The following is a 21466-nucleotide window of genomic DNA, read 5'->3' as shown; positions in this document are numbered from 1 at the left end:
AGCCCGTCACCGGACTCAGGCCTCGCCGCCCGCGTTGCCGCTGGTGCCGGCGTTGACGTCGTGCAGGCGGTACTTCTCGATCGCCTGACCGACGACGGCGCGGTCGACCTTGCCCTCTTCGGCCAGGGCCTGCAGGGCGCGCACGGCGAGCGAGGGGCCGTCGATCTTGAAGAAGCGACGGGCCGCGGCACGCGTGTCGGAGAAGCCGAAACCGTCGGCGCCGAGCGTCCAGTAGTTCTGCGGGACCCACTGGCGGATCTGGTCCTGCACCGCGTGCATCCAGTCGCTGACGGCCACGACGGGACCCTCGGCCTCCTTCAGCTTGTCGGTGAGGTAGGCCACGCGGGGCTCCTCATCGGGGTGCAGGAAGTTGTGCTCGTCCGCGGCGAGACCGTCGCGCCGCAGCTCCGACCACGAGGTCACCGACCACACATCGGCTTTCACACCCCAGTCGTCCTTCAGCAGACGCTGCGCCTCGAGGGCCCACGGCACACCGACGCCCGACGCGAGCAGCTGGGTGCGGGGACCGTCGCCCTCACCGGTGGAGATGTGGTGGATGCCGCGGACGATGCCGTCCACGTCGACGCCCTCGGGCTCGGCGGGCTGCACGTACGGCTCGTTGTAGACCGTCATGTAGTACATGACGTTCGGGTCGGAGTGCTCGCCGCCGTACATGCGCTCGATACCGCTGCGCACGATGTGGGCGATCTCGTAGCCGTAGGCCGGGTCGTACGACACGGTGGCGGGGTTGGTCGAGGCCAGCAGCTGCGAGTGACCGTCGGCGTGCTGCAGACCCTCACCCGTCAGCGTGGTGCGGCCGGCGGTGGCGCCGATGATGAAGCCGCGCGCCATCTGGTCGCCCGCGGCCCACTGGGCGTCGCCCGTGCGCTGGAAGCCGAACATCGAGTAGAAGACGTAGACCGGGATGAGCGGCTCGCCGTGGGTCGCGTACGCCGTGCCGGCCGCAGTGAACGCCGCGAGGGCGCCCGCCTCGTTGATGCCGACGTGGATGATCTGGCCCTCGGGGCTCTCCTTGTACGCCAGCAGCAGCTCGCGGTCGACGGAGGTGTAGTGCTGGCCCTTGGGGTTGTAGATCTTCGCCGTCGGGAAGTACGCGTCCATACCGAACGTGCGCGCCTCGTCGGGGATGATCGGCACGATGCGGTGGCCGAAGCCCTTGACGCGAAGCAGGTCCTTCAGCAGACGCACGAACGCCATCGTGGTCGCCACGTCCTGGGTGCCGGAGCCCTTCTTGGGCAGCGCGTACGCGGCATCCCCGGGCAGTTCCAGACCCACGTGGGTCGTGCGACGCTCGGGCAGGAAGCCGCCGAGCGAGCGACGACGCTCCAGCATGTACTGGATCGTCTCGTCCTTCTCACCGGGGTTGTAGTACGGCGGCTGGTAGGGGTTCTCTTCGAGCTGCGCGTCGGTGACGGGGATGTCCATCGCGTCGCGGAACGACTTGAGGTCGTCCAGCGTCAGCTTCTTCATCTGGTGCGTGGCGTTGCGGCCCTCGAAGTGGGGACCGAGGCCGTAGCCCTTGATGGTCTTGGCGAGGATGACGGTGGGCTGTCCCTTGTGCTCGGCCGCCGCCTTGAACGCCGCGTAGACCTTGCGGTAGTCGTGGCCGCCGCGCTTGAGGCCCCAGACCTGCTCGTCGGTGTAGTCCTTGACGAGTTCGAGCGCACGGGGGTCGCGACCGAAGAAGTTCTCGCGGACGTACGCGCCGTTCTCGGCCTTGTAGGTCTGGTAGTCGCCGTCGGGCGTGGTGTTCATGAGGTTGAGCAGGGCGCCCTCGGTGTCGCGGGCGAGCAGGTCGTCCCACTCGCGACCCCAGACGACCTTGATGACGTTCCAGCCGGCGCCGCGGAAGAAGCTCTCGAGCTCCTGGATGATCTTGCCGTTGCCGCGGACGGGGCCGTCGAGGCGCTGCAGGTTGCAGTTGATGATGAAGTTGAGGTTGTCGAGGCCCTCGTTCGCCGCGACCTGCAGCTGGCCGCGGCTCTCGACCTCGTCCATCTCGCCGTCGCCGAGGTAGGCCCACACCTGCGAGCCGCCGACGTCCTTGATGCCGCGGTTGGCGAGGTACTTGTTCGACATCGCCTGGTAGATGGCGTTGATCGGACCGAGCCCCATCGACACCGTCGGGAACTGCCAGAACTCCGGCATGAGACGGGGGTGGGGGTAGGAGGGGATGCCGTTCGGCGCCGCCGACTTCTCCTGACGGAAGCCGTCGAGCTGCGCCTCCGTGAGGCGACCCTCGAGGAAGGCACGCGCGTACGCGCCGGGCGAGGCGTGGCCCTGGATGAAGATCTGGTCGCCACCGGACGGGTCGTCGAGGCCGCGGAAGAAGTGGTTGAAGCCCACTTCGTACAGGGCCGCCGACGACGCGTAGGTCGAGATGTGGCCGCCGACGCCGATGCCGGGACGCTGCGCGCGGTGCACGGTGACCGCCGCGTTCCAGCGGATCCACTTGCGGTAACGACGCTCGAGCTCTTCGTCGCCCGGGAACTCGGGCTCGTTCTTCTGAGCGATCGTGTTGATGTAATCGGTGGTCGGAACCATCGGCACGTTGAGGTGCAGTTCCTTCGAGCCCTTGAGCAGGCTCAGCATGATCTCGCGAGCGCGAGCCGGACCCTTCGCCTGGACCAGCTGTCGCAGGGATTCCTGCCACTCCCCGGTCTCTTCCGGGTCGCTGTCCTGCGGCCCCTGCGAATACGGATCCTGGTCGTGAACAGTCACGGAAGACCTTTCGTCGTCTGGCAGGTCATGCCAGAGAATCGCCATACGAGTGCGGCAACCCTTGTTCGCTCCGCACAATCAACCAGCGTCCAGCCTAGCGAGTCGGCGCGCCATCGGGTGCGCGGGGAGCCCGCGGTCCTGCTCCGACCGTCACGACCCTTCGACGTCGAGGAGTCCCGTCCCGGCTGTGGAGGAGCGATGAAGGACGCCGGAGCCCGGGCCCGAGGGCGGGACGGGTCTAGCCTGAGCGCGTGAGCCCGCAGGATCCCTCCGCGTTCCGCACGCGGCCCGAGCACCGCTGGCCGGTGCTGATCGCCCTCGCCGTGGGGGCGGGACTGTACGCCTTCCTGCCCACGGAGGCCGCCGGCATCCTGAGGTACGTCGTCGTGGGCGCCGGCGTGCTGTGCGCCGTCCCCATGGTGGTGACGAATCCATCGCGACTCACGCGCGAGTCGCGATGGGGGCGCGGCTTCGCGCTGGCGTTCACCGCCGTGCTGCTGCTCGCGAACCAGGTGGCGCTGGTGCTGCTCGTCCACCAGCTGTTGCAAGGACAGGGCGACGGGGCCGGAACGCTGCTCGGCGCCGCACAGGTGTGGGCGATCAACGTGATCGGCTACGCCGTCGTCTACTGGGAGATGGACCGGGGCGGGCCGATCGCCCGCCGCCGGGACCCCCGAGACGAGCTCCCGGCCGCCGATTTCCAGTTCCCGCAGGACAGCGACCGCGACGCCGTCAGCGAAGTGCGCCGACGCTCGTCCGACGTGGAGGACTGGGCGCCCGGGTACGTCGACTACCTGTACTTCTCGGCATCCAACGCCATGGCCTTCAGCCCCACCGACGTCATGCCGCTGTCGAGTCGGGCGAAGCTGTTTATGATGGTGCAGGCGGTCTCGGGGTTCATCCTGCTGGCACTGGTGATCGCGCGGAGCGTGAACATCCTGAACTAGCGCTCGGCGGCCGCGGGGGCCGTCAGCCACGAACCGTCGGCCAGAAGCTCGCGCAGTTCGTTCACGAAGCGGGCGGCGTGGAAGCCGTCGGCCGCGGCGTGGTGGATCTGCAGGGCGACGGGCAGCAGCACGCGGCCGTCGCGGTCGACGTACCGGCCGAGCGTGACGATCGGCGCGAGATGCGCCCAGCCCTTCTGGATGTTCAGCGTCAAGCCGGTGAAGTCCGTCCACGGCAGGCTCGAGACGTCGAAGGTGTTGCGCGGCGGTTCGCCCTGCGGGAAGAACTCCTCGGATGCCGCGTGCTCGGCGATCGTGCGCACGGCGGCATCGTGGAACGCGGCGAAGTCCGGGTCGAAGGGAACCCAGAGGCACGAGAAGGTCTCGCTCTCGGCGTGGAAGACCGTGAAGGCCGGGTGCACGCGATCCCACACGGCCGGCGCGCCCGTCTCGTCGAGGCTGAGGCGGAACTCGGGATGCCGATCGACGATCGCCGAGAGGGCCCAGATCTGCGCGACGTACGTGCGACGCTCCGACGCCCGCACGGCCGCGACGAAGTCGGTGACGTCGACCTCGACGGTCAGCGCGTACGTGCACGGCGACGCGTGCAGGTAGTGATCGAAGTGCTGCCGACGCGGCCACGAGTCGAGGTCGATGGGGGTGCGGTGCTCCATCGCTCCATGATGCGCGACGTGAGCGGACGGTGTACGGCACCGCGGAGGTGGTGGGCCCTGCCGGGATCGAACCGACGACATCCACGGTGTAAACGTGGCGCTCTACCAGCTGAGCTAAAGGCCCGGGATGCCCCGAGTCTAGCCGCGGGCCCCCGCCGCGTGCGCACCCGCCGCTTCGATCGCCGGCCGACGCGCGCGAGATGACACGTCCGGCGCGAGGTCGCACCGAAGAGCGCGGCCCTACGCAGTGATCTCGCGCCGAAGGTGTGATCTCGGCACCGGGCGCGCGCGGGCCGCGCTGTCGGCGCGTACCGCCGATGTCCGACCCCCGGGGTAGCGTTGCATGCGTGAATGCCGATCCCGCCGACCAGCGCAAACTGCTCGATCTCGCCGACCTCGACGCCCGCATCCGTCGTGATGAGCGCGTCGCGGCGAACCCGCCGCAGGCCGAGCGCGTGCGCGAGCTCATCGCCCAGCGGGCGACGCTCGCTCAAGAGCTCGGTACCCGGGCCAACGCGCGCGACGACATCACCGCCGAACTGAAGCGCCTCGAATCCGACGTCGCCGTCGTCGACGCCCGCATCGCACGCGACACCGAGCGTCTCGCCGCCTCGTCCAACCCCAAGCAGGCGCAGGGCTTCGAGAACGAGCTCGTGTCGTTGAAGCGCCGCAAGGGCGACCTCGAAGACATGGAGATCGCGCTCATGGAGCGCCTCGAGGCCGCCGACGCCGCGGTCGCCGAGCAAGAGGCACTGATCGCCGACACCAACGCGCAGGGCGCGCAGCTCAGCGCCGAGGCCAAGACCACCGTGTCCGACGCGACGACGCGCCTCGACGGTGCGCGCCGCGATCGTGACGCCGTGGCCGCGTCCGTCCCCGCCGACCTGCTGGGGCTCTACGAGCGTCTCGCCTCCCGCGGCAACGGTGCGGGCCTGCTGCGCGCCGGCGCCTGCGAGGCCTGCCGCATGGTGCTGCCGCCGAGCGACCTGGCCTCGGTTCGCCGGGCACAGACCGACGAGGTCGTGTTCTGCCCCGAGTGCGGCGCGATCCTCGTCCGCACCGAAGAATCGCGATGACCCCTCCCGGCGCCCGTGCCGTCTGACACGGTCGTCGTCGGGCGCACCGGCCCCGGCCGCTTCGCCCTCCAGTCGCTCGACGTCGACGCAGCCCCCACCGACGTCCCCGCCGACCGGCTCGCCGAAGCCGTTTCCAATCGTGAAGAGCGCGGAGACGTCCGGTGGGTGTGGGCCGATACGGCGAGCACGTACCCCGCTCTGCTGTCGGCGGGGGTGCGTCTGGCCCGCGCCTGGGATCTGCGACTGGTGCACGGCATCCTGCGCGACGCCGAAGGCGTGGTCGACGATCACGGACTCCGTTCCCATCGGGAGTGGGATGCCGGCAGCGCCGCGCCCGCGGCGGGCGACACGCTCTTCGACCTCGGCGATCCCTCGACCGTCCTGCCCGACTCGCTCGACGACGCTGTCGCCGAGTTTCGACGGCAGCTCGCCGCCATCGACTCGGCGGCGGCCCCCGGCGCCCTGCGCCTGCTGTGCGCCGCCGAATCGGCCGGCGGATTGATCGCCGTCGAACTCCACGCGGCCGGTGTGCCGTGGAGCCGGCGCGCGCACGAGGAGATGCTCGAACGCGAGCTCGGCTCGCGTCGCGGCGGAGGTCTGCCGGAGCGCATCGAGCGCACCGCGGCGATCGTCCGGGCCGCTCTCGAGGATCCGACGGCCTCCCTGGACTCGCAGCCTCGCCTGCTGCGCTCCCTGCACCGGGCGGGGCTCCAGGTGACCTCCACGAGCCGGTGGGAGCTCGCCGAGCACGACCACCCCGTCGTCGCCCCTCTGATCGCCTACAAGAAGCTCATGCGCCTGTACACGGCCAACGGGTGGGCCTGGATGCAGGAGTGGGTGCACGACGACCGCTTCCGCCCCGTGTACGTTCCCGCCGGAGTCGTCACGGGCCGATGGGCGTCGTCGGGCGGCGGAGCGCTGCAGATCCCGCGCTCGCTCCGCACCGCCGTCCGCGCCGATCCGGGCTGGACCCTCGTGACCGCCGACGTGGCCCAGCTCGAACCGCGGGTGCTCGCGGCGATGGCGCGTGACACGGCGCTGGCGGAGGCGGCATCCGGTCGCGACCTCTACGCCGGCATCGTCGAACGCGGGGCCGTCGCCAGCCGCGCCGAGGCGAAGCTCGCCATGCTGGGCGCGATGTACGGCGCCACCACCGGGGAGAGCGGGCGTCTGCTCCCGCGTCTGCGTCGCACCTTCCCGCGGGCGATGCAGCTCGTCGACGACGCCGCGCGCACGGGTGAGAACGGGGGAGTGGTCCGCACGTGGCTCGGGCGCACCTCACCCGCCGCGGGAGAGGCGTGGCAGCACCTGCAGTCGCGCGCGAGCGACGCCGCGGCATCCGGAGTCGACGAGAGCCGCGCGCGTCGATCCGCTCGCGACCGGGGCCGCTTCACCCGCAACTTCATCGTGCAGGGCACGGCCGCCGAGTGGGCCCTCGCGTGGCTCGCCGACCTGCGCGCGCGTCTCGCCGTCCTCCCCGCGGTGGATGCCGCCCACGCGGCGCCCGCCTCGGGTCCGGTGTTCGCGCGGGTGCCCCACCTGGCGTTCTTCCTGCACGACGAGATCGTCGTGCACACCCCGCTCGAACACGCCGACGCCGTCGCGGATGCGGTGCGGGAGTCCGCGGCATCCGCGGGCCGTCTGCTGTTCGGGACGTTCCCCATCGACTTCCCCCTCGACCTGCGGATCGGCGAGACGGCCGAGAAGGGCTGAGCGGCCCGCGTAGACTCGACCCTGCGAATGGGTCGGCTGGACGGTCGCGTCACGGGTTCGCTCGTGCCGAGGAACGTCCGGGCTCCACAGGGCAGGACGGTGGGTAACGCCCACCCGGAGCAATCCGCGAGACAGTGCCACAGAGAGCAGACCGCCGCGGTCCGTCAGGACCGGGGTAAGGGTGAAAGGGTGGTGTAAGAGACCACCGGGGTCGTGGTGACACGACCCGCGAGGTAAACCTCGTCCGGAGCAAGGCCAGACAGGGGATGACGACGCGGCTCGCCGAGTCCCCGGGTAGGCCGCTGGAGCGGCACGGCAACGTGTCGCCGAGAGAGATGACCGTCCACGGGGTCCCCCGGGACCCCCGGACAGAACCCGGCGTACAGGCCGGCCCATTCGCATCCCGGTCCCGATCGAGTCGAAGCCGCGCTCTCGGACTCCGGATGCCACCACCCGCGACGGACGAAACCAGTAGTCGCACGGGGGATCTGTTCGCCTCCACAGTCCGAAGAGGAGTCGTGACCCAGCGTGATGCCCGCGACTTCCTGATCAATCTCATCGACCGTGCGGATGCGACCGGCCGACCGTTCTGGGACGCATCGCCGGAGGAACGCGCGCTCGTCCGCGCGCGCTTCGGAACACCGACTGCAGCGCTGCAGACAACGGCGACCGCCGACGGCGACACGCGGACGATCGGCGCTGCCGACCTCTTCCTCGGCACCGCGATCCTCGTCGAGATCGCGGCCGAGCTGCTGCAGGGTCCGAGCACCGGGCGCACGCGGGAGGAGGCGGTGGACGTTCTCCGGAACCGCGTGCATCTGCTCCTCGGGTGAGGCACCGCGCATCCTCACCCGGTCGAGTGTCGGACATATGTTCTAGACTCGATCACGGCCGGGGAAGGGGTCCGGTGCATGGGGTCGACGAGAGTCAGCGACGAGATGGTCGCGCGGGTGCTGGCATCCATCGCCCCCTGCACGCTGCAGCCCGAGACCTGGGGCGTCCGTCCCATCGAGTGGTACGCGCAGAAGCGCCCGGTGTGGGCGTGGGTCACCTGGCCCAACCGGGCTTCGACGCGCGAGGCGGCCTGGGCGACCGGGGGCAACGACCGCGTCGTCATGCTCGAGGTGCCCTGCGAGGGCGGCCACTGGGCGCCCGTGGTGTGGCGCAATGCCGTCAGCGTCCGCGACGCGGCTCCGTGAGCGGGCTCAACAGAGCGATGTGCGGGCGGCCCGCACGACGGCACCGATCTCTTCGCCGTCCGTCAGCAGCCGACCTCCGACGGTGATGACGATCGGCTCGCCCGGGTTCAGGTCCGTGTGATCCACGCAGTACTGCCAGGCCCCGGCGAGGACGTCCTCATCTCTCGACATCGCCACCACTCCTCCGTGCGGGGCGGCCGCGCGCACCGCGTCGAGGAAACCATCGGGATCGGCCGCGCGCGTGGCCAGGTAATACCGAGGGGCGGCCACCGTTTCCGTGTACTCGACGCCGGCGGAGACGACGGCCGCGACGACGACCAGGGCGACCAGAAGCCGCCGCCGACTCACCCGCACAGCGACACGGACGCGGCCTCGATGATGGTGAGGGCATCGTCGCCGCCGCGGGGCAGGGCCGACCCGGCGAGATTCAGCGCCATGCCGGCCGGGACGAGGGAACGCTTCACGCGTGCAACCCTACCGAACCTGTGAGCCGGCTGAGTGCCCTCTCAGTCGGAGGGGCAGAGGACGCTCCGCGCTGCGCTCGCGATCACGACAGCGTCATCGGCTTCGACGCGCATGCCGCCGACGACCTCCGGAAGCGGCGGCCTGTCATCGACCTCCGCCGCGAGGAAGCAGAAATCGTCCCCGGCCTCCGCGAGCGCGTCATCGGAGGACGCGCGCAACCGACTCGAATCCGACAACGCCGCGCGGACGGCGTCCACGAAGTCGCCCGGCGCCTCGTCGACCTCAGGGCTCGGCCGCTCCGGCTCCTCGACGAGAGGGGCTGCGTCGCTCCACCACCCGTGCTCGGTCACGATCGACCCCGTCTCCGACGGAGCGGCGTTAGCGGTGGACGCGCAGCCGTCAGAGTCGCGACCCCGAGTCCGACGAGCGACAGGATGCCACCCGCCCGGCGCCTCACTTGACGGCGGGCAGCGCCTCGGGAACCGGCACGGCGAGGGAGGCGGCACCGATGATGCCGGCGTTGTTGCGGTGCTTCGCCGGGACGATCGGCGCCCGCAGCTTCAGCAGCGGCAGGAAGTTCTCGGAGTGCTTCGACACGCCGCCGCCGACGACGATGAGGTCGGGGCTGAAGAGGAACTCGACGTAGTCGTAGTACCACTGCAGGCGCTTGGCCCACTTGTCCCACGACAGTTCCTCGCGCTCCATCGCGGAGTAGGCGGCGAAGTGCTCGGCATCCTTCTTGTGCCCGGCGCGCTGGAGGTGACCGAGCTCGCTGTTGGGGACGAGGACGCCGTCGTAGATCATGGCCGACCCGATGCCGGTGCCGAGCGTGGTGAGGATGACGAGACCGTCGACACCCTTCGCTGCGCCGTACCGCACCTCGGCGATACCCGCCACGTCGGCGTCGTTGGCGAAGTGGATGTCGCGCGAGAGCCCGTGCTCGAAGAACTTCTCGGCCTCGAATCCGATCCACGACTTCGACACGTTCGCCGCCGACAGCGTGCGCCCGCCTTTCACGATCGCCGGGAACGCCACGCCGAGGGGCAGGTCGGCAGGAGCTTCGAGCGTTTCGAGGACCTGTCTCACCGCCGCCAGCACGTCGGCGGGCTCCGCGCCTTCGGGGGTGGCGACCTTCACCCGGTCGCTGACGAGCTCGCCGGCATCCAGGTCGACGATCCCCGCCTTGATGCCGGTTCCGCCGATGTCCACTCCGACCGCACGAGACGCATTCGTTGCCATGCCCCTCAGCCTATCCAGCCGCGGGGTCGGCATCAGTAGGATCGGGAGAGCACCGGCGGGACCGCGCCGATCCGCGAGACCCACGTGAGGAGCCATCGTGAGCGACGACAACGAGAAGTACTGGTACAACCTCGAGACCGGCCAGGTCGAGAAGGGGTACGAGTCGCCCGCGATCGACCGCGCCGGTCCCTTCGACACCGCCGAAGAAGCGGCTAACGCGCCGCAGCTGCTGAAGCAGCGCGCCAAGCAGTGGGCCGACGAAGAGGCCGAGAACGACTGAGGCTCGGATCCGACGGACCGACCGCCCCCGAAACGAAGGATGACGATGGACAAGCAGCGTGATTTCGTCCTGCGCACGATCGAGGAGCGCGGCGTCAAGTTCGTGCGCCTGTGGTTCACCGACGTGGTCGGCACGCTCAAGTCGGTGGCGATCGCGCCCGCCGAGGTCGAGGGCGCCTTCACCGAGGGCCTGGGCTTCGACGGATCGGCGATCGAGGGCCTCACCCGCTCCTACGAGTCCGACCTGCTCGCCCACCCCGACCCCACGACGTTCCAGATCCTGCCGTGGCGCGGTGAGATCGACCCGACGGCGCGCATGTTCTGCGACATCACCACGCCCGACGGTCAGCCGGCGGTCGCCGACCCCCGTCACGTGCTCAAGCGCACCCTCGCCAAGGCGGCCGACGCGGGCTTCACGTTCTACACGCACCCCGAGATCGAGTTCTACCTGCTGAAGTCGTCGCAGCTCGGCGCCGACGGACGCCCCCAGCCGGTCGACTCGGCCGGCTACTTCGACAACGTCCCGGGCGGCACGGCCCACGACTTCCGTCGACGCTCGGTGCGCATGCTCGAAGACCTCGGCATCTCGGTCGAGTTCAGCCACCACGAGGGCGGCCCGGGTCAGAACGAGATCGACCTGCGGTACGCCGACGCGCTGACCACCGCCGACAACATCATGACGTTCCGCACGGTGGTGAAGGAGGTCGCGATCGAACAGGGCGTCTACGCCACCTTCATGCCGAAGCCCATCAGCGGGCAGCCCGGCAGCGGCATGCACACGCACCTGTCGCTCTTCGAGGGCGACATGAATGCGTTCTACGAAGAGGGCGCGCAGTACCAGCTGTCCAAGGTCGGCCGTCACTTCATCGCGGGTCTGCTGCGCCACGCGAACGAGATCTCGGCGGTCACCAACCAGTTCGTCAACTCGTACAAGCGCCTGTGGGGCGGCGACGAGGCCCCCAGCTTCATCTGCTGGGGCCACAACAACCGCTCGGCGCTCGTGCGCGTGCCGCTGTACAAGCCGAACAAGGGCCAGTCGACGCGCGTCGAGTACCGCGCCCTCGACTCCGCGGCGAACCCCTACCTGTCGTACGCGCTCATGCTCGCGGCCGGCCTCAAGGGCATCGAGGAAGAGTACGAACTCCCCGCCGAAGCCGAGGACAACGTGTGGTCGCTCAGCGACACCGAGCGCCGTGCCCTCGGCTACGCACCGCTCCCGTCGAGTCTCGACCACGCCCTCGAATACCTCGAGGAGTCCGAGCTCGTCGCCGAGACGCTGGGCGAGACCGTTTTCAAGTACGTCCTGCTCAACAAGCGTCGCGAGTGGAACCAGTACCGCGCGCAGGTGACGCCGTTCGAGCTCGCGAGCAACCTCGAAGCGCTCTGACGGACCGCCGATGACCTCGGGCGATCGCACCACCGCGCTCACCGCCCTCGCCCGCACCGGCTTCTCGCAGCTCACCGAAGCAGACACCCTGCTCGGCGAGCTCGAGGAGTCGGTGGGCGTTGACCGGGCGGATGCCATGCGGCTCGCGCAGCGCGTGGCCGACCCCGACCGCGCGCTGCGGGCGATCCTCCAGGTGGCGCGGCGCGACGTCGCCGCGGTTCGCGCCGCGGCCGCCGACGCCGGCGCCTGGCGTGCCCTGTGGGACATCGTCGGGGCGTCCGACGGCTTCGCCGAGTTCTACCTTCGGCATCCCGATGAGCTCGTGCACCTCTCGGGCGCCGGCCTCACCCTGCCCGACGAGCCCACGATGCGCAGTGAACTGCTGACATCCGTGGGGGACGACGAGGGTTTCGCGGCGGACGCGACGGATGCCGCCTGGGTCGCCCTGCGCGTCAGGTATCGGCGGCTGCTCGCCCGCATCGCCGCCTACGACCTGGGTCAGGACGACCCGGCGGGGGCGATCGACGTCGTCTCGTCGTCACTCGCCGACCTCGCGGGTGCAGCGCTCGAAGCCTCGCTGAGCGTCGCACGCTCGCGGGTCTCGGGAGCCGGACCCGGCGCTTTCCCCCGCGCGCAGGTCGAGGCGACCCGGTTCGCCATCATCGCCATGGGCAAGACCGGCGCGCGCGAGCTCAACTACGTCAGCGACGTCGACGTCATCTTCGTGGGCGGCTCGGCGGACGAGGAGATCGTGAGCGAGGCGCGTGCGATCGACATCGGCACACGACTCGCGGTGCAGACGATGCGAGGCATCGCCGGGCCCGAGATCGAACCGCCGCTCTGGGAGGTCGACCCCAACCTGCGCCCGGAAGGCAAGCAGGGCGCGCTGGTGCGCAGTCTCGCCTCGCACCAGCAGTACTACGCGCGCTGGGCGAAGAGCTGGGAGTTCCAGGCGCTGCTCAAGGCGCGCGCGATCGCGGGTGACGCCTCGCTCGGCGCGGAGTACGTCGCCGCGGTGCAGCCTCTGGTGTGGCACAGTGCGGCGCGCGAGAACTTCGTCGAGGGCGTGCAGCGCATGCGCGAGCGCGTGACCGACCACATCCCCGCCGCGGAGGTGAACCGGCAGCTGAAGCTCGGCCCCGGCGGCATCCGCGATGTGGAGTTCACCGTGCAGCTGCTGCAGCTCGTGCACGGCCTCACCGACGAACGCATCCGGCAGCGCGGGACGCTCGAGGCGCTCGACGCCCTGGTGGCCGAGGGCTACATCGGCCGGAGCGAAGCCGAGGCCTTTGGTCGCGACTACCGGCTCCTTCGTCTGCTCGAGCACCGTCTGCAGTTGCGCGGGCTCCGTCGCACGGCGCTGCTGCCCGAGAAGGACGACGATCTGCGGGTGCTCGCGCGCGCGTCGCGGCTGGCCGAGTCGGCATCCGGGGTGCAGGCGGTGTGGGAGGGCATCAAGCGCGAGGTGCGCGACATCCACGTGCGCCTGTTCTACCGCCCGCTGCTCTCCGCCGTCGCGGCGCTGCCCGAGGGCGAGCGCACGCTGTCGACCGAACAGGCGCGCGATCGCTTGGCGGCCATCGGATTTCGCGACCCCGCCGGAGCACTCCGGCACATCGCCGCGCTCACGAGCGGCCTGAGCCGGAAGGCGACCATCCAGCGGCACCTCATGCCGATCATGATCCGGTGGTTCGCCGACGGCGTCGACCCCGACTACGGCCTGCTGGTCTTCCGTCGCATCAGCGAGCGGCTGGGCAACACGCCGTGGTTCCTGCGGATGCTCCGCGATTCCGCCGGCGCCGCCGAGAGCCTCACACGCGTGCTCTCGGGTTCGCGATACATCGGCGAATTGATGGAGTGGATCCCGGAGTCGGTGGCGTGGCTCGACGACGACGCTCTCCTGCGCCCGCGCTCGGGCAAAGCCCTCGAAGACGAGGCGCGCGCCATCCAGACCCGCTGGCAGAACATCGACGATGCGATGCGCTCGGTGCGCGCGCTGCGCCGTCGGGAGATGCTGCGTGTGGCGATGGCCGCGGTCCTGGGCACCGTTTCGCTCGAGGAGCTCTCCGACGCCCTCACCACGATCACCGAGGTGACGATCCAGGCGACCCTGCGTGCGGTGCGTCGCGTCGTGGTGCCGCCCGAGGACGACGACCTCGACTTCGCCGTCATCGCCATGGGGCGCTTCGGCGGACGCGAGCTCGGTTTCGGGTCGGATGCCGACGTGATGTACGTCTACCGCGCGAACGGCGTCGATCCGCAACGAGCGAGTCAGCTGGCGCTGAAGATCGTCGCGGGGCTGCGCGAGCAGTCGGAGGACCACCGTCTCCCGCTCGACCTCGACGCGGAGCTGCGCCCGGAGGGACGCAGCGGCCCGCTGGCCCGCTCGATCGAGGCCTACACGGAGTATTACCGTCGGTGGTCGCTGTCGTGGGAGGCGCAAGCGCTGCTGCGGGCGCGCGGCGTCGCCGGCAGCGTCAAGCTGATCGCGGCGTTCATGGAGCTCGCCGACGAGGTGCGGTACCCGGTCTCAGCCGATCAGAACGGTCTGCGCGAGATCCGCCGCATCAAGGCGCGCGTCGAGAACGAACGCCTCCCGCAGGGCGCCGACCCCGCGCGGCACCTGAAGCTCGGTCCGGGCTCGCTGAGCGACGTCGAGTGGCTCGTGCAGTTGTTGCAGCTGCAGCATGCGCGTGCCGTGCCCGACATGCGCACGACCTCGACGCTCGGAGCCCTCGAGGCGGCGACCGTCGCCGGACTGGTCGAGCGCGACGCGAGCGACAAGCTCGCCGCCGCCTGGCACCTGGCATCCCGCCTGCGATCCGCCAACACCCTGCTGTCGGGTCAGACCAGTGACATCCTCCCGGTGGACCGTGGCCGCCTCGACGGCATCGGACGCATCCTCGAGTACGCGCCCCGCTCCGCGACGCAGGTCGAGGAGGATTACCTCGGCGCGACGCGACGGGCCCGGCGGGTCTTCGACAAGCTCTTCTACGGCTGATCACCCGTCGGCGGCAGCGGCGGGGCGGCCGGCCCGACCGGGGCGTCCCTTCACCCGAACGCTCGAGGCATCGAGCGCCCCGCCCCCGGCGCAGCAGCGATGGATGCCGTTCCGGCCGGGCGGTCGGCATCCGTTGCTGCCGTCGTGCTCAGGACATGAGACGCTCGCGCACCTCGCGCCGCTGGACCTTGCCGATGAGCGAACGCGGGAGGTCGTCGACGACGACGACGCGCCGCGGCACCTTGTACGCCGCGAGCCTCTGCTTGCAGAAGTCGCGGATCGCGTCGGGTTCGACCTGGACGCCCTCGCGCAGCACGATCGCCGCGGCAACGTCTTCGCCCCCGCTCGACTTCGGCAGCGCGACCACAGCCGCCCCGGCGATGTCGGGGTGGGAGGTGAGAACGTCTTCGACCTCGCTCGGCGAGACGTTGAAGCCACCGGTGATGATGATCTCCTTCAAGCGGTCGACGATGGTGACGAACCCGTCGGGGGATACCGACGCGATGTCTCCGGTTCGCAGCCACCCGCCGTCGAGGAGGGTGGCCGCGGTGTCGGACGGCCGGTTCCAATAGCCCTGGAACACCTGCGGACCGCGGAGGAGGAGCTCGCCGGGTTCGCCGAGGGGAAGATCGACGGTCGGGTCGTCGGGATCGACCACCCGGATCTCCGTGCTCGGGAACGGCACGCCCACCGTGCCGGGGCGTCGGGAGGGGCCGATCGGGTTGCCGAGCGCGACCGGCGACGACTCGGTCATCCCGTAGCCCTCGACGAGCAGCCCGCCGGTGGCAGCCTCCCAGCGGTCGACCGTGGCCACGGGCAGACTCATGGCGCCCGAGATCGCGAAGCGCACGCTCTTCAGATCGATCGTGCCGCGTGCCGCCGCGCGGGCGAGCTGGTCGTAGATGGGCGGCACGGCCGGGAGGAAGGTCGGAGGGCTCTTCTTCGCGGCGGACGCGACGAGGTCGAGGTCGTACTTCGGGAACAGCACGAGCTTCGCGCCGATGCTCATCGCGAACGTCAGGCACAGGGTCAGGCCGTAGGCGTGGAAGAGCGGGAGGACCCCGTAGAAGGTCTCCTCGCCGTCGTGCAGCCCGGGCACCCAGGCGCGGCCTTGCATCGCGTTGGCGCGCAGGTTCGCGTGCGTGAGCACCGCACCCTTCGGACTCCCGGTGGTGCCGCTGGTGTACTGCAGGAGCGCGATGTCGTCGAGCGCGGGACCGCCGTGCCGGCGCGAGAGCGAGCCGTGGGTCAGGAGCTTCTTCCACGCGACCGGCCGCTTCGACGTGGGCGCGGATGTGAGCTGGGCGCGGGCCGCCCGCGCCTTCGCCACCGGCAGACGCAGCGCGAGCCTCTTGCCGAGGGGGAGCGCCTCGGTGATGTCGACGCTCACCACGTGCTCGAGCGCCAGGTCGGAGGGGAACTCCGCGACGGTGTCGGCCAGCTTGTCCCACACGATTGCGAAGCGCGCGCCGTGGTCTTCGAATTGGTGCCGCAGCTCGCGGGGCGTGTAGAGCGGGTTGTGCTCGATGACGATGGCCCCGAGCCGCAGCGCGGCGTAGAAGGCGACGACGTGCTGCGGCGAGTTCGGCAGCACGAGGGCCACTCGGTCGCCCGCTCGCACGCCGAGCCGGCGCAGTCCCTCAGCCGCACGGGCGACCTGCTGGCCGAGCTCCGCGTAGGAGGTCGATGCGCCGAAGAACTCGAGCGCCGTCTTCTTCCCGTAGCGGGCCACCGAGGCGGACAGCATCTCGGGAAGCGTCTGCGAGGGCTCGTCTATCTCCAAGGGAACGGCCTCGGCATACGAGGTCGACCACGGACGCGAGGCGTAAGGGGAGTCCGGCATCCCTCCATCCTGGCGTGCCCCCGTGACATCGCGGCGGAAGGGCACCTGTGCGGATGCCGGGAAGCGGATGCCGGCAAGCCGACGCCTCGGGGACGGGCCTGTGCCGGAGACCGCCGAAGGCGTGCTTCGATGGAGCGGTGCCGCCGCCTCCGTGCCTCACCCGCCCCGACCGGACCCTGTACGTCCCCGACGAGCGGATGCGACGGGCCGCGAGGGAGTCGTCGTGACACCGTTTCGGAAGCGCTGGACCGACGGGCTCGACGCGAGCCTGCTGCGCCTCGGGCGCGGGCGGGCGCTGCTCCTGGTCGCCACGGCTCTCGTGATGGGTGCGATCATCGCCGCGTTCGCCCTCTCCACTCTCGCCCAGATCGCCGCCGGTGACCTGCAGTGGACCGACGCCGTGGGATCCGGCCGACGCCGCATGCCCGCGATGCTCGTGGTCGGCATCGGCGGCCCCGTGGCCGTGCTGTTCGTCGTCTACGGCGTCGGCCTGGCGGGGCGTCTCGTTCGCCGGTGGCCCGACATCCCCGCTCGCCGCACGCGGTGACCTCGCGCGTCGCGCGCGAGGGGCCTAGCCTGTCGGGCATGTGCCGCAACATCGTTCCCCTGCACAACTTCACGCCCCCGGCGACGGATGCCGAGTGCCACGACGCCGCGCTGCAGTTCGTCCGCAAGATCGTGGGCACGACGACGCCGTCGCGGGCCAATCAGGACGTCTTCGATCGCGCGGTCGCCGAGATCACGGCATCCGTCCGGCATCTCCTCGACGACCTCGTCACGAGCGCACCACCGAAGGTGCGCGAGGTAGAGGCTGCCAAGCGGCAGGCCCGCTCCGCCGAGCGATACGAGGCGATCCGGGTGTTCCAGGAGCAGAAACGCGCGGCGCGAACCACCGGCTGACGTGCCGGGCCACCGCATCCATCTCGTCCCCGGGGAGGAATGACGACGCCCGCCCCCGCGAAACGGCGGGGACGGGCGTCGTCGTGAGGATCGGGCGATCAGACCCCGAAGTACAGCTCGTACTCGAAGGGGTGCGGACGCTGGGCGATCGGCTGGATCTCGTTCTCGATCTTGTACTCGATCCAGGTGTCGATGAGCTCCTGCGTGAACACGCCACCGGCGAGCAGGAACTCGTGGTCGGCGCGCAGGGCCTCGAGCGAGTCGAGCAGCGAGTTGGGAACCTGCGGGATGTTCTTGGCCTCTTCGGCGGGGAGCTCGTAGAGGTCCTTGTCGACGGGCTCGTGCGGCTCGATGCGGTTCTTGATGCCGTCGATGCCGGCCATCAGCTGAGCCGCGAACGCGAGGTACGGGTTGCCCGAGGCGTCGGGCGCACGGAACTCGATGCGCTTGGCCTTGGGGTTCGTGCCCGTGATCGGGATGCGGATAGCGGCGGAGCGGTTGCCGGCCGAGTACACCAGGTTGACCGGCGCCTCGAAGCCCTTCACCAGGCGGTGGTAGCTGTTGAGGGTCGGGTTGGTGAAGGCGAGCACGGCGGGCGCGTGCGCCAGCAGACCGCCGATGTACCAGCGGGCGATGTCGGAGAGTCCGCCGTAGCCGGTCTCGTCGTAGAAGAGCGGCTTGCCGTCGTTCCACAGCGACTGGTGGGTGTGCATACCCGAGCCGTTGTCACCGAAGAGCGGCTTGGGCATGAAGGTCGCGACCTTGCCCCACTGCTCGCAGGTGTTCTTGACGATGTACTTGAACTTCAGGATGTCGTCGGCCGCGTGCAGCATCGTGTCGAAGCGGTAGTTGATCTCCTGCTGACCACCGGTGCCGACCTCGTGGTGCGAGCGCTCGAGCGCGAAGCCCGCCTCGATCAGCTTGAGGGTGATGTCGTCGCGGAGGTCCGCCGTCTTGTCGACGGGGGAGACGGGGAAGTAGCCGCCCTTGTAGGGGGTCTTGTTGGCGAGGTTCCCGCCCTCTTCCTCGCGGCCGGTGTTCCAGGCGCCTTCCTCGGAGTCGACCGAGTAGAAGCTCGAGTTCTGCTTCACTTCGTAACGCACGTCGTCGAAGATGTAGAACTCGGCCTCGGGGGCGAAGAACGCGGTGTCGGCGATGCCGGTGGAGGCGAGGTACTTCTCGGCCTTCTTGGCAACCTGGCGCGGGTCCTTGCCGTAGATCTCACCGTTGCGCGGGTTGTAGATGTCGAAGACCATGACGAGGGTCTTCGCCTCGCGGAACTGGTCGACGTACGCGGTCGTCACGTCGGGGATCAGCTGCATGTCCGACTCGTGGATGTTCGCGAACCCGCGGATCGACGAGCCATCGAACAGCTGTCCGACGGTGAAGAACTCCTCGTCGACGGTCGAGGCGGGGATGTTGAAGTGCTGCTGCACACCAGGAAGGTCCGTGAAACGGATGTCGAGGAACTTGACGTCCTCGTCCTGGATGAACTTCAGCACCTCGGACGAATCTTTGAACATGAAGACTCCAGAGGTAGAACATTCGGGATCATGCCGGCCTCGGCCAGCCTCCTCGACCCTACCCAGAACCGGTGTCCCGGTCATATCTCGCATGTTTCCGGGATGTTACGACGGCCCGATTACGCTGGATGCCGTGAGCGTCCCCGCCGAGAACGAATACCCGGGCCAGCGGCTCGGCCTTCCCCGCGAGGGTCGCGGCTCCATCGCCCGTCCGGGACGCCGCATCGCGGCCCTCCTGATCGACGTCGCGAGCGCCGGATTGATCGGCTTCGCATTCTTCTCCACCCCCGACCCGGTGACGGGGGTGCCGTTCGCCAACCCCATCGCGACGAACCTCATCTTCTTCGCGGTGCAGATCCTCTTCATCCCGCTCATCGGCGGAAGTCCCGGGCACCGGCTGATGGGCATGCGCCTCGAATTGGCATCCGGGGGCTGGGTGGGGCTCTGGCGCCCCATCGTGCGGACGCTCCTGCTCGCCGTCATCATCCCCGCGGTCGTGTGGGACGCCGATCAGCGCGGTCTGCACGACAAGGCAGTCGGGACGGTCCTGGTCCGCAGCTGACGCAACCCCGCGCCGACGAGGAAGGCCCCCGCTGAGCGGGGGCCTTCCTCGTGTGATCAGCGCGGGCGCGGAGCGCGCATCTTCGTCGGGTCGACGCCCTTCGGGATGGGCAGCGACGACAGGCCCTGCGAGACCGACGAGACGCGCTTGATGACGGCGGCCATCGTGGCGCGATCGACCTTCTTGGGCAGCGCCTTGATGGTCGAGGCGAGCTTGGCGATCGGCACCTCGTCGTCGCCGTGACCGACGTAGAGGACGGTGACCGGCACGCCCGCCGCGACGCGGAGCACACGGGAGCGCTCCTCGCCGACCAGACGGGTGAGGCGGCTGCGGTTGCCCTCGCCGATCAGCACGACGCCTCCGCGACCGATCGCGCGGTACAGCGCCTCCTGGGTGCGCGGGTTCACGCCGACCGGGGCCTCGGAGGCCTGCCAGTTGCGGCCGAGCGACGACGAGAGCACGTGGCCGGTGGCGCCGGGCATGCCGTCGATCTTCTTGTACATCGCCGTGGTCGACAGCCGCGTCATCGTGATCATCCCGGCCAGGATGCCGGCGAGAAGACCCGTGACACCCCACAGGATGATGCTCCACACCGCCAGCGGCGGGATGAGGAAGCCGACGAGCACACCGAGGGCGATGCCCACCAGGACGATGCCCGCGAGCAGGAAGGGCAGCCAGCGGTACTCCTTCTGCGTGAAGGTGTAGAGCGTTTTGAGCTGCGAGAAGAAGCCCGGACGCTTCTCGGGCGTGGTGGTGCGAGCGGCCATGAAGACGATTCTATCTTCGCCGCGAACGGTTCCTCCCCAGGGGCGCCGTCGCAGCGGTCATCCCCATCCGGCCCCGGCCGTCCCGCGCGCACCTCCCTCGCCGGCGCACGATCGGGGAATGAGCACCTCCCTCTCATCGACCCCCGTCGAGCCGTTCATCGTCTACCTGCGTCGCCGGGGCGCCAGCGCGACCGCGTTGACCCCCGGCGAGGTCGTCACCGCCGCCGTCGGTCTCCTGCGCGGATGCCGGAGCGCGGCCGTCCGAGGCGGGGGAGCCGCGTGGTGGTTGACGGCGGAGGGGCGACCCGTCGTCGTCGAAGATCACGGCGCTCCGGACGTCGTCGCGTCGACCGCCGACGGCCTTCGACGGCTCGCCGTGCTCGTCCCCGATCCGACGACGCGCGGCCTGATCGACCGAGCGGGAGAGGTGGTGGCGACCCGCCCGCCGCGGGAGTGGGATGCCGTCGAGAGGCGGCTCTTCGCACACGCCGACCCGGCACCGCTCGTGCTGGGACCCCTGACACCGGTGGTCATCGAGGAACGGGCGGAAGATCGCGACGACGCGCTGACGGGCGGTCCGCTCGGACTCCTCGACGACGACTTGTTCCGCACGATACGGAACGGCACGGCGGGCCTCCGCGAGCGATGGGCATCATCGCCTCGTTTCCGCGCGGCCGTCATCGGGGTGGGCGTCCTCGCGGTCGCCGCCGTCGTGTCATCCGTCTTCCTCCCCGAGGTGCGGGAACCCGCGCCGGTGGCATCCTCGACGCCCCACGTGTCCCGTATCGCGCCGCCGACCATGTCGATCACTCCCCGACCCTCGGCCACGTCGCCCTGGCCGGCGGACGATCGCGTTCCGCTCTCCGACGACATCGTCGAGGTCGCACGACGCGTCTTCGGCGAGATCTCCCGGTGCGGAGACGATCCCGAGTGCCGCAGCGCATTCGACGAGGGGTCGACGTTCACACGGGAGCCGCTGCTTCCCGATGCCGAGCACGCCGATATCGCGCTCCTCGAGGACTTCGGGGGTGTCGCCGTTGTTAGCGTCGCGGATGCGGACAGGGCGCAGTACGTCACGCTCGTCCGGCACGACGACAAATGGCTGGTCCGCGCCGTCGAAACGGTCGCGGACCAGCCATCATGAGCCGGCGG

Annotated in this window: 20 protein-coding genes, 1 tRNA gene and 1 other RNA gene; 13 read left to right on the top strand and 9 right to left on the bottom strand. The window is 70.0% G+C overall.

What is annotated here, in order from left to right; genetic code table 11:
• Window positions 1-15: 15 nt before the first annotated feature.
• Window positions 16-2742, bottom strand: coding sequence for a pyruvate dehydrogenase (acetyl-transferring), homodimeric type (gene aceE, locus AB0N80_RS14520; RefSeq protein WP_315995675.1), 2727 nt, complete (start codon window positions 2740-2742; stop codon window positions 16-18).
• 251 nt (window positions 2743-2993) lie between these two features.
• Here aceE and AB0N80_RS14515 point away from each other — a divergent pair, with 251 nt between their 5' ends.
• Window positions 2994-3689, top strand: a complete 696-nt coding sequence (locus AB0N80_RS14515) for a DUF1345 domain-containing protein (protein WP_315995676.1) — start codon at window positions 2994-2996, stop codon at window positions 3687-3689.
• On the opposite strand, the gene AB0N80_RS14510 is transcribed toward AB0N80_RS14515, so the two are convergent.
• Window positions 3686-4360, bottom strand: coding sequence for a CatA-like O-acetyltransferase (locus AB0N80_RS14510; RefSeq protein WP_363579097.1), 675 nt, complete (start codon window positions 4358-4360; stop codon window positions 3686-3688). The two genes, AB0N80_RS14515 and AB0N80_RS14510, sit on opposite strands and share 4 nt — an antisense overlap.
• A 48-nt stretch (window positions 4361-4408) precedes the next feature.
• Window positions 4409-4484, bottom strand: a tRNA-Val gene (locus AB0N80_RS14505).
• A 223-nt stretch (window positions 4485-4707) separates the two neighbouring features.
• Here AB0N80_RS14505 and AB0N80_RS14500 point away from each other — a divergent pair.
• From AB0N80_RS14500 to AB0N80_RS14480, 5 genes are all read left to right on the top strand, one after another.
• Window positions 4708-5436: a C4-type zinc ribbon domain-containing protein gene (locus AB0N80_RS14500; RefSeq protein ID WP_363579096.1), complete on the top strand. Its 729-nt coding sequence runs from the start codon at window positions 4708-4710 to the stop codon at window positions 5434-5436.
• 15 nt (window positions 5437-5451) lie between these two features.
• Window positions 5452-7149, top strand: coding sequence for a bifunctional 3'-5' exonuclease/DNA polymerase (locus tag AB0N80_RS14495; RefSeq protein WP_363579095.1), 1698 nt, complete (start codon window positions 5452-5454; stop codon window positions 7147-7149).
• 28 nt (window positions 7150-7177) lie between these two features.
• An RNA gene (gene rnpB, locus AB0N80_RS14490) (RNase P RNA component class A) lies at window positions 7178-7548 on the top strand.
• A 119-nt stretch (window positions 7549-7667) separates the two neighbouring features.
• The gene (locus tag AB0N80_RS14485; protein WP_315995679.1) at window positions 7668-7982 is read left to right on the top strand and encodes a hypothetical protein; all 315 of its coding nucleotides are present in this window, start codon (window positions 7668-7670) and stop codon (window positions 7980-7982) included.
• Window positions 7983-8060: 78 nt separating this feature from the next.
• On the top strand, window positions 8061-8348 hold the full coding sequence (locus tag AB0N80_RS14480; RefSeq protein WP_315995680.1) for a hypothetical protein: 288 nt from the start codon (window positions 8061-8063) through the stop codon (window positions 8346-8348).
• A gap of 6 nt (window positions 8349-8354) precedes the next feature.
• Here AB0N80_RS14480 and AB0N80_RS14475 read toward each other — a convergent pair whose 3' ends face one another.
• The 3 genes from AB0N80_RS14475 to ppgK form a co-directional block, all read right to left on the bottom strand.
• Window positions 8355-8696 carry a hypothetical protein gene (locus AB0N80_RS14475; protein ID WP_363579094.1) on the bottom strand — a complete coding sequence of 114 codons (342 nt, stop codon included), beginning with the start codon at window positions 8694-8696 and terminating at the stop codon, window positions 8355-8357.
• A gap of 158 nt (window positions 8697-8854) precedes the next feature.
• Window positions 8855-9163, bottom strand: a complete 309-nt coding sequence (locus AB0N80_RS14470) for a hypothetical protein (RefSeq protein WP_363579093.1) — start codon at window positions 9161-9163, stop codon at window positions 8855-8857.
• 103 nt (window positions 9164-9266) lie between these two features.
• On the bottom strand, window positions 9267-10052 hold the full coding sequence (gene ppgK, locus AB0N80_RS14465; protein ID WP_315995683.1) for a polyphosphate--glucose phosphotransferase: 786 nt from the start codon (window positions 10050-10052) through the stop codon (window positions 9267-9269).
• Between the two features lie 97 nt (window positions 10053-10149).
• On the opposite strand from ppgK, the gene AB0N80_RS14460 reads away from it, so the two are divergent.
• The 3 genes from AB0N80_RS14460 to AB0N80_RS14450 are packed head-to-tail and all read left to right on the top strand — an operon-like array spanning window position 10150 to window position 14719.
• Entirely contained in the window at window positions 10150-10332 is a 183-nt protein-coding gene (locus AB0N80_RS14460) for an SPOR domain-containing protein (RefSeq protein WP_315995684.1), read from the top strand.
• 45 nt (window positions 10333-10377) lie between these two features.
• Entirely contained in the window at window positions 10378-11718 is a 1341-nt protein-coding gene (glnA, locus tag AB0N80_RS14455) for a type I glutamate--ammonia ligase (RefSeq protein WP_076675636.1), read from the top strand.
• 10 nt (window positions 11719-11728) lie between these two features.
• Window positions 11729-14719: a bifunctional [glutamine synthetase] adenylyltransferase/[glutamine synthetase]-adenylyl-L-tyrosine phosphorylase gene (locus tag AB0N80_RS14450; protein ID WP_363579092.1), complete on the top strand. Its 2991-nt coding sequence runs from the start codon at window positions 11729-11731 to the stop codon at window positions 14717-14719.
• Window positions 14720-14867: 148 nt separating this feature from the next.
• Here AB0N80_RS14450 and AB0N80_RS14445 read toward each other — a convergent pair whose 3' ends face one another.
• Complete coding sequence (locus AB0N80_RS14445) at window positions 14868-16562, bottom strand: long-chain-fatty-acid--CoA ligase (protein ID WP_363579091.1); 1695 nt, start codon at window positions 16560-16562, stop codon at window positions 14868-14870.
• Window positions 16563-16785: 223 nt separating this feature from the next.
• Between AB0N80_RS14445 and AB0N80_RS14440 the strand changes: the two genes are divergently transcribed.
• Together AB0N80_RS14440 and AB0N80_RS14435 are read left to right on the top strand one after the other, a co-directional pair.
• Window positions 16786-17109, top strand: a complete 324-nt coding sequence (locus AB0N80_RS14440; RefSeq protein WP_363579090.1) for a hypothetical protein — start codon at window positions 16786-16788, stop codon at window positions 17107-17109.
• 38 nt (window positions 17110-17147) lie between these two features.
• Window positions 17148-17462: a DUF2277 domain-containing protein gene (locus AB0N80_RS14435; protein WP_363579089.1), complete on the top strand. Its 315-nt coding sequence runs from the start codon at window positions 17148-17150 to the stop codon at window positions 17460-17462.
• Window positions 17463-17560: 98 nt separating this feature from the next.
• Here AB0N80_RS14435 and glnA (AB0N80_RS14430) read toward each other — a convergent pair whose 3' ends face one another.
• Window positions 17561-18985 (bottom strand): type I glutamate--ammonia ligase, encoded by a 1425-nt coding sequence (glnA, locus tag AB0N80_RS14430; protein ID WP_094734498.1) that lies wholly within the window; start codon window positions 18983-18985, stop codon window positions 17561-17563.
• A 133-nt stretch (window positions 18986-19118) separates the two neighbouring features.
• Between glnA (AB0N80_RS14430) and AB0N80_RS14425 the strand changes: the two genes are divergently transcribed.
• Complete coding sequence (locus tag AB0N80_RS14425) at window positions 19119-19547, top strand: RDD family protein (protein ID WP_315995689.1); 429 nt, start codon at window positions 19119-19121, stop codon at window positions 19545-19547.
• Window positions 19548-19603: 56 nt separating this feature from the next.
• Here the strand turns inward: AB0N80_RS14425 and AB0N80_RS14420 are convergent, their stop codons facing one another.
• The gene (locus AB0N80_RS14420) at window positions 19604-20314 is read right to left on the bottom strand and encodes a DUF4191 domain-containing protein (protein ID WP_315995690.1); all 711 of its coding nucleotides are present in this window, start codon (window positions 20312-20314) and stop codon (window positions 19604-19606) included.
• Window positions 20315-20432: 118 nt separating this feature from the next.
• Here AB0N80_RS14420 and AB0N80_RS14415 point away from each other — a divergent pair, with 118 nt between their 5' ends.
• The gene (locus AB0N80_RS14415; RefSeq protein ID WP_363579088.1) at window positions 20433-21458 is read left to right on the top strand and encodes a hypothetical protein; all 1026 of its coding nucleotides are present in this window, start codon (window positions 20433-20435) and stop codon (window positions 21456-21458) included.
• Window positions 21459-21466: the final 8 nt, after the last annotated feature.

The sequence above is a fragment of the Microbacterium sp. NPDC089188 genome (assembly GCF_040685155.1).
Classification (GTDB): Bacteria; Actinomycetota; Actinomycetes; order Actinomycetales; family Microbacteriaceae; genus Microbacterium; species Microbacterium galbum.
Note: the sequence above shows the minus strand (reverse complement) of the source record. Positions and strands in the feature narration are given on the sequence as shown.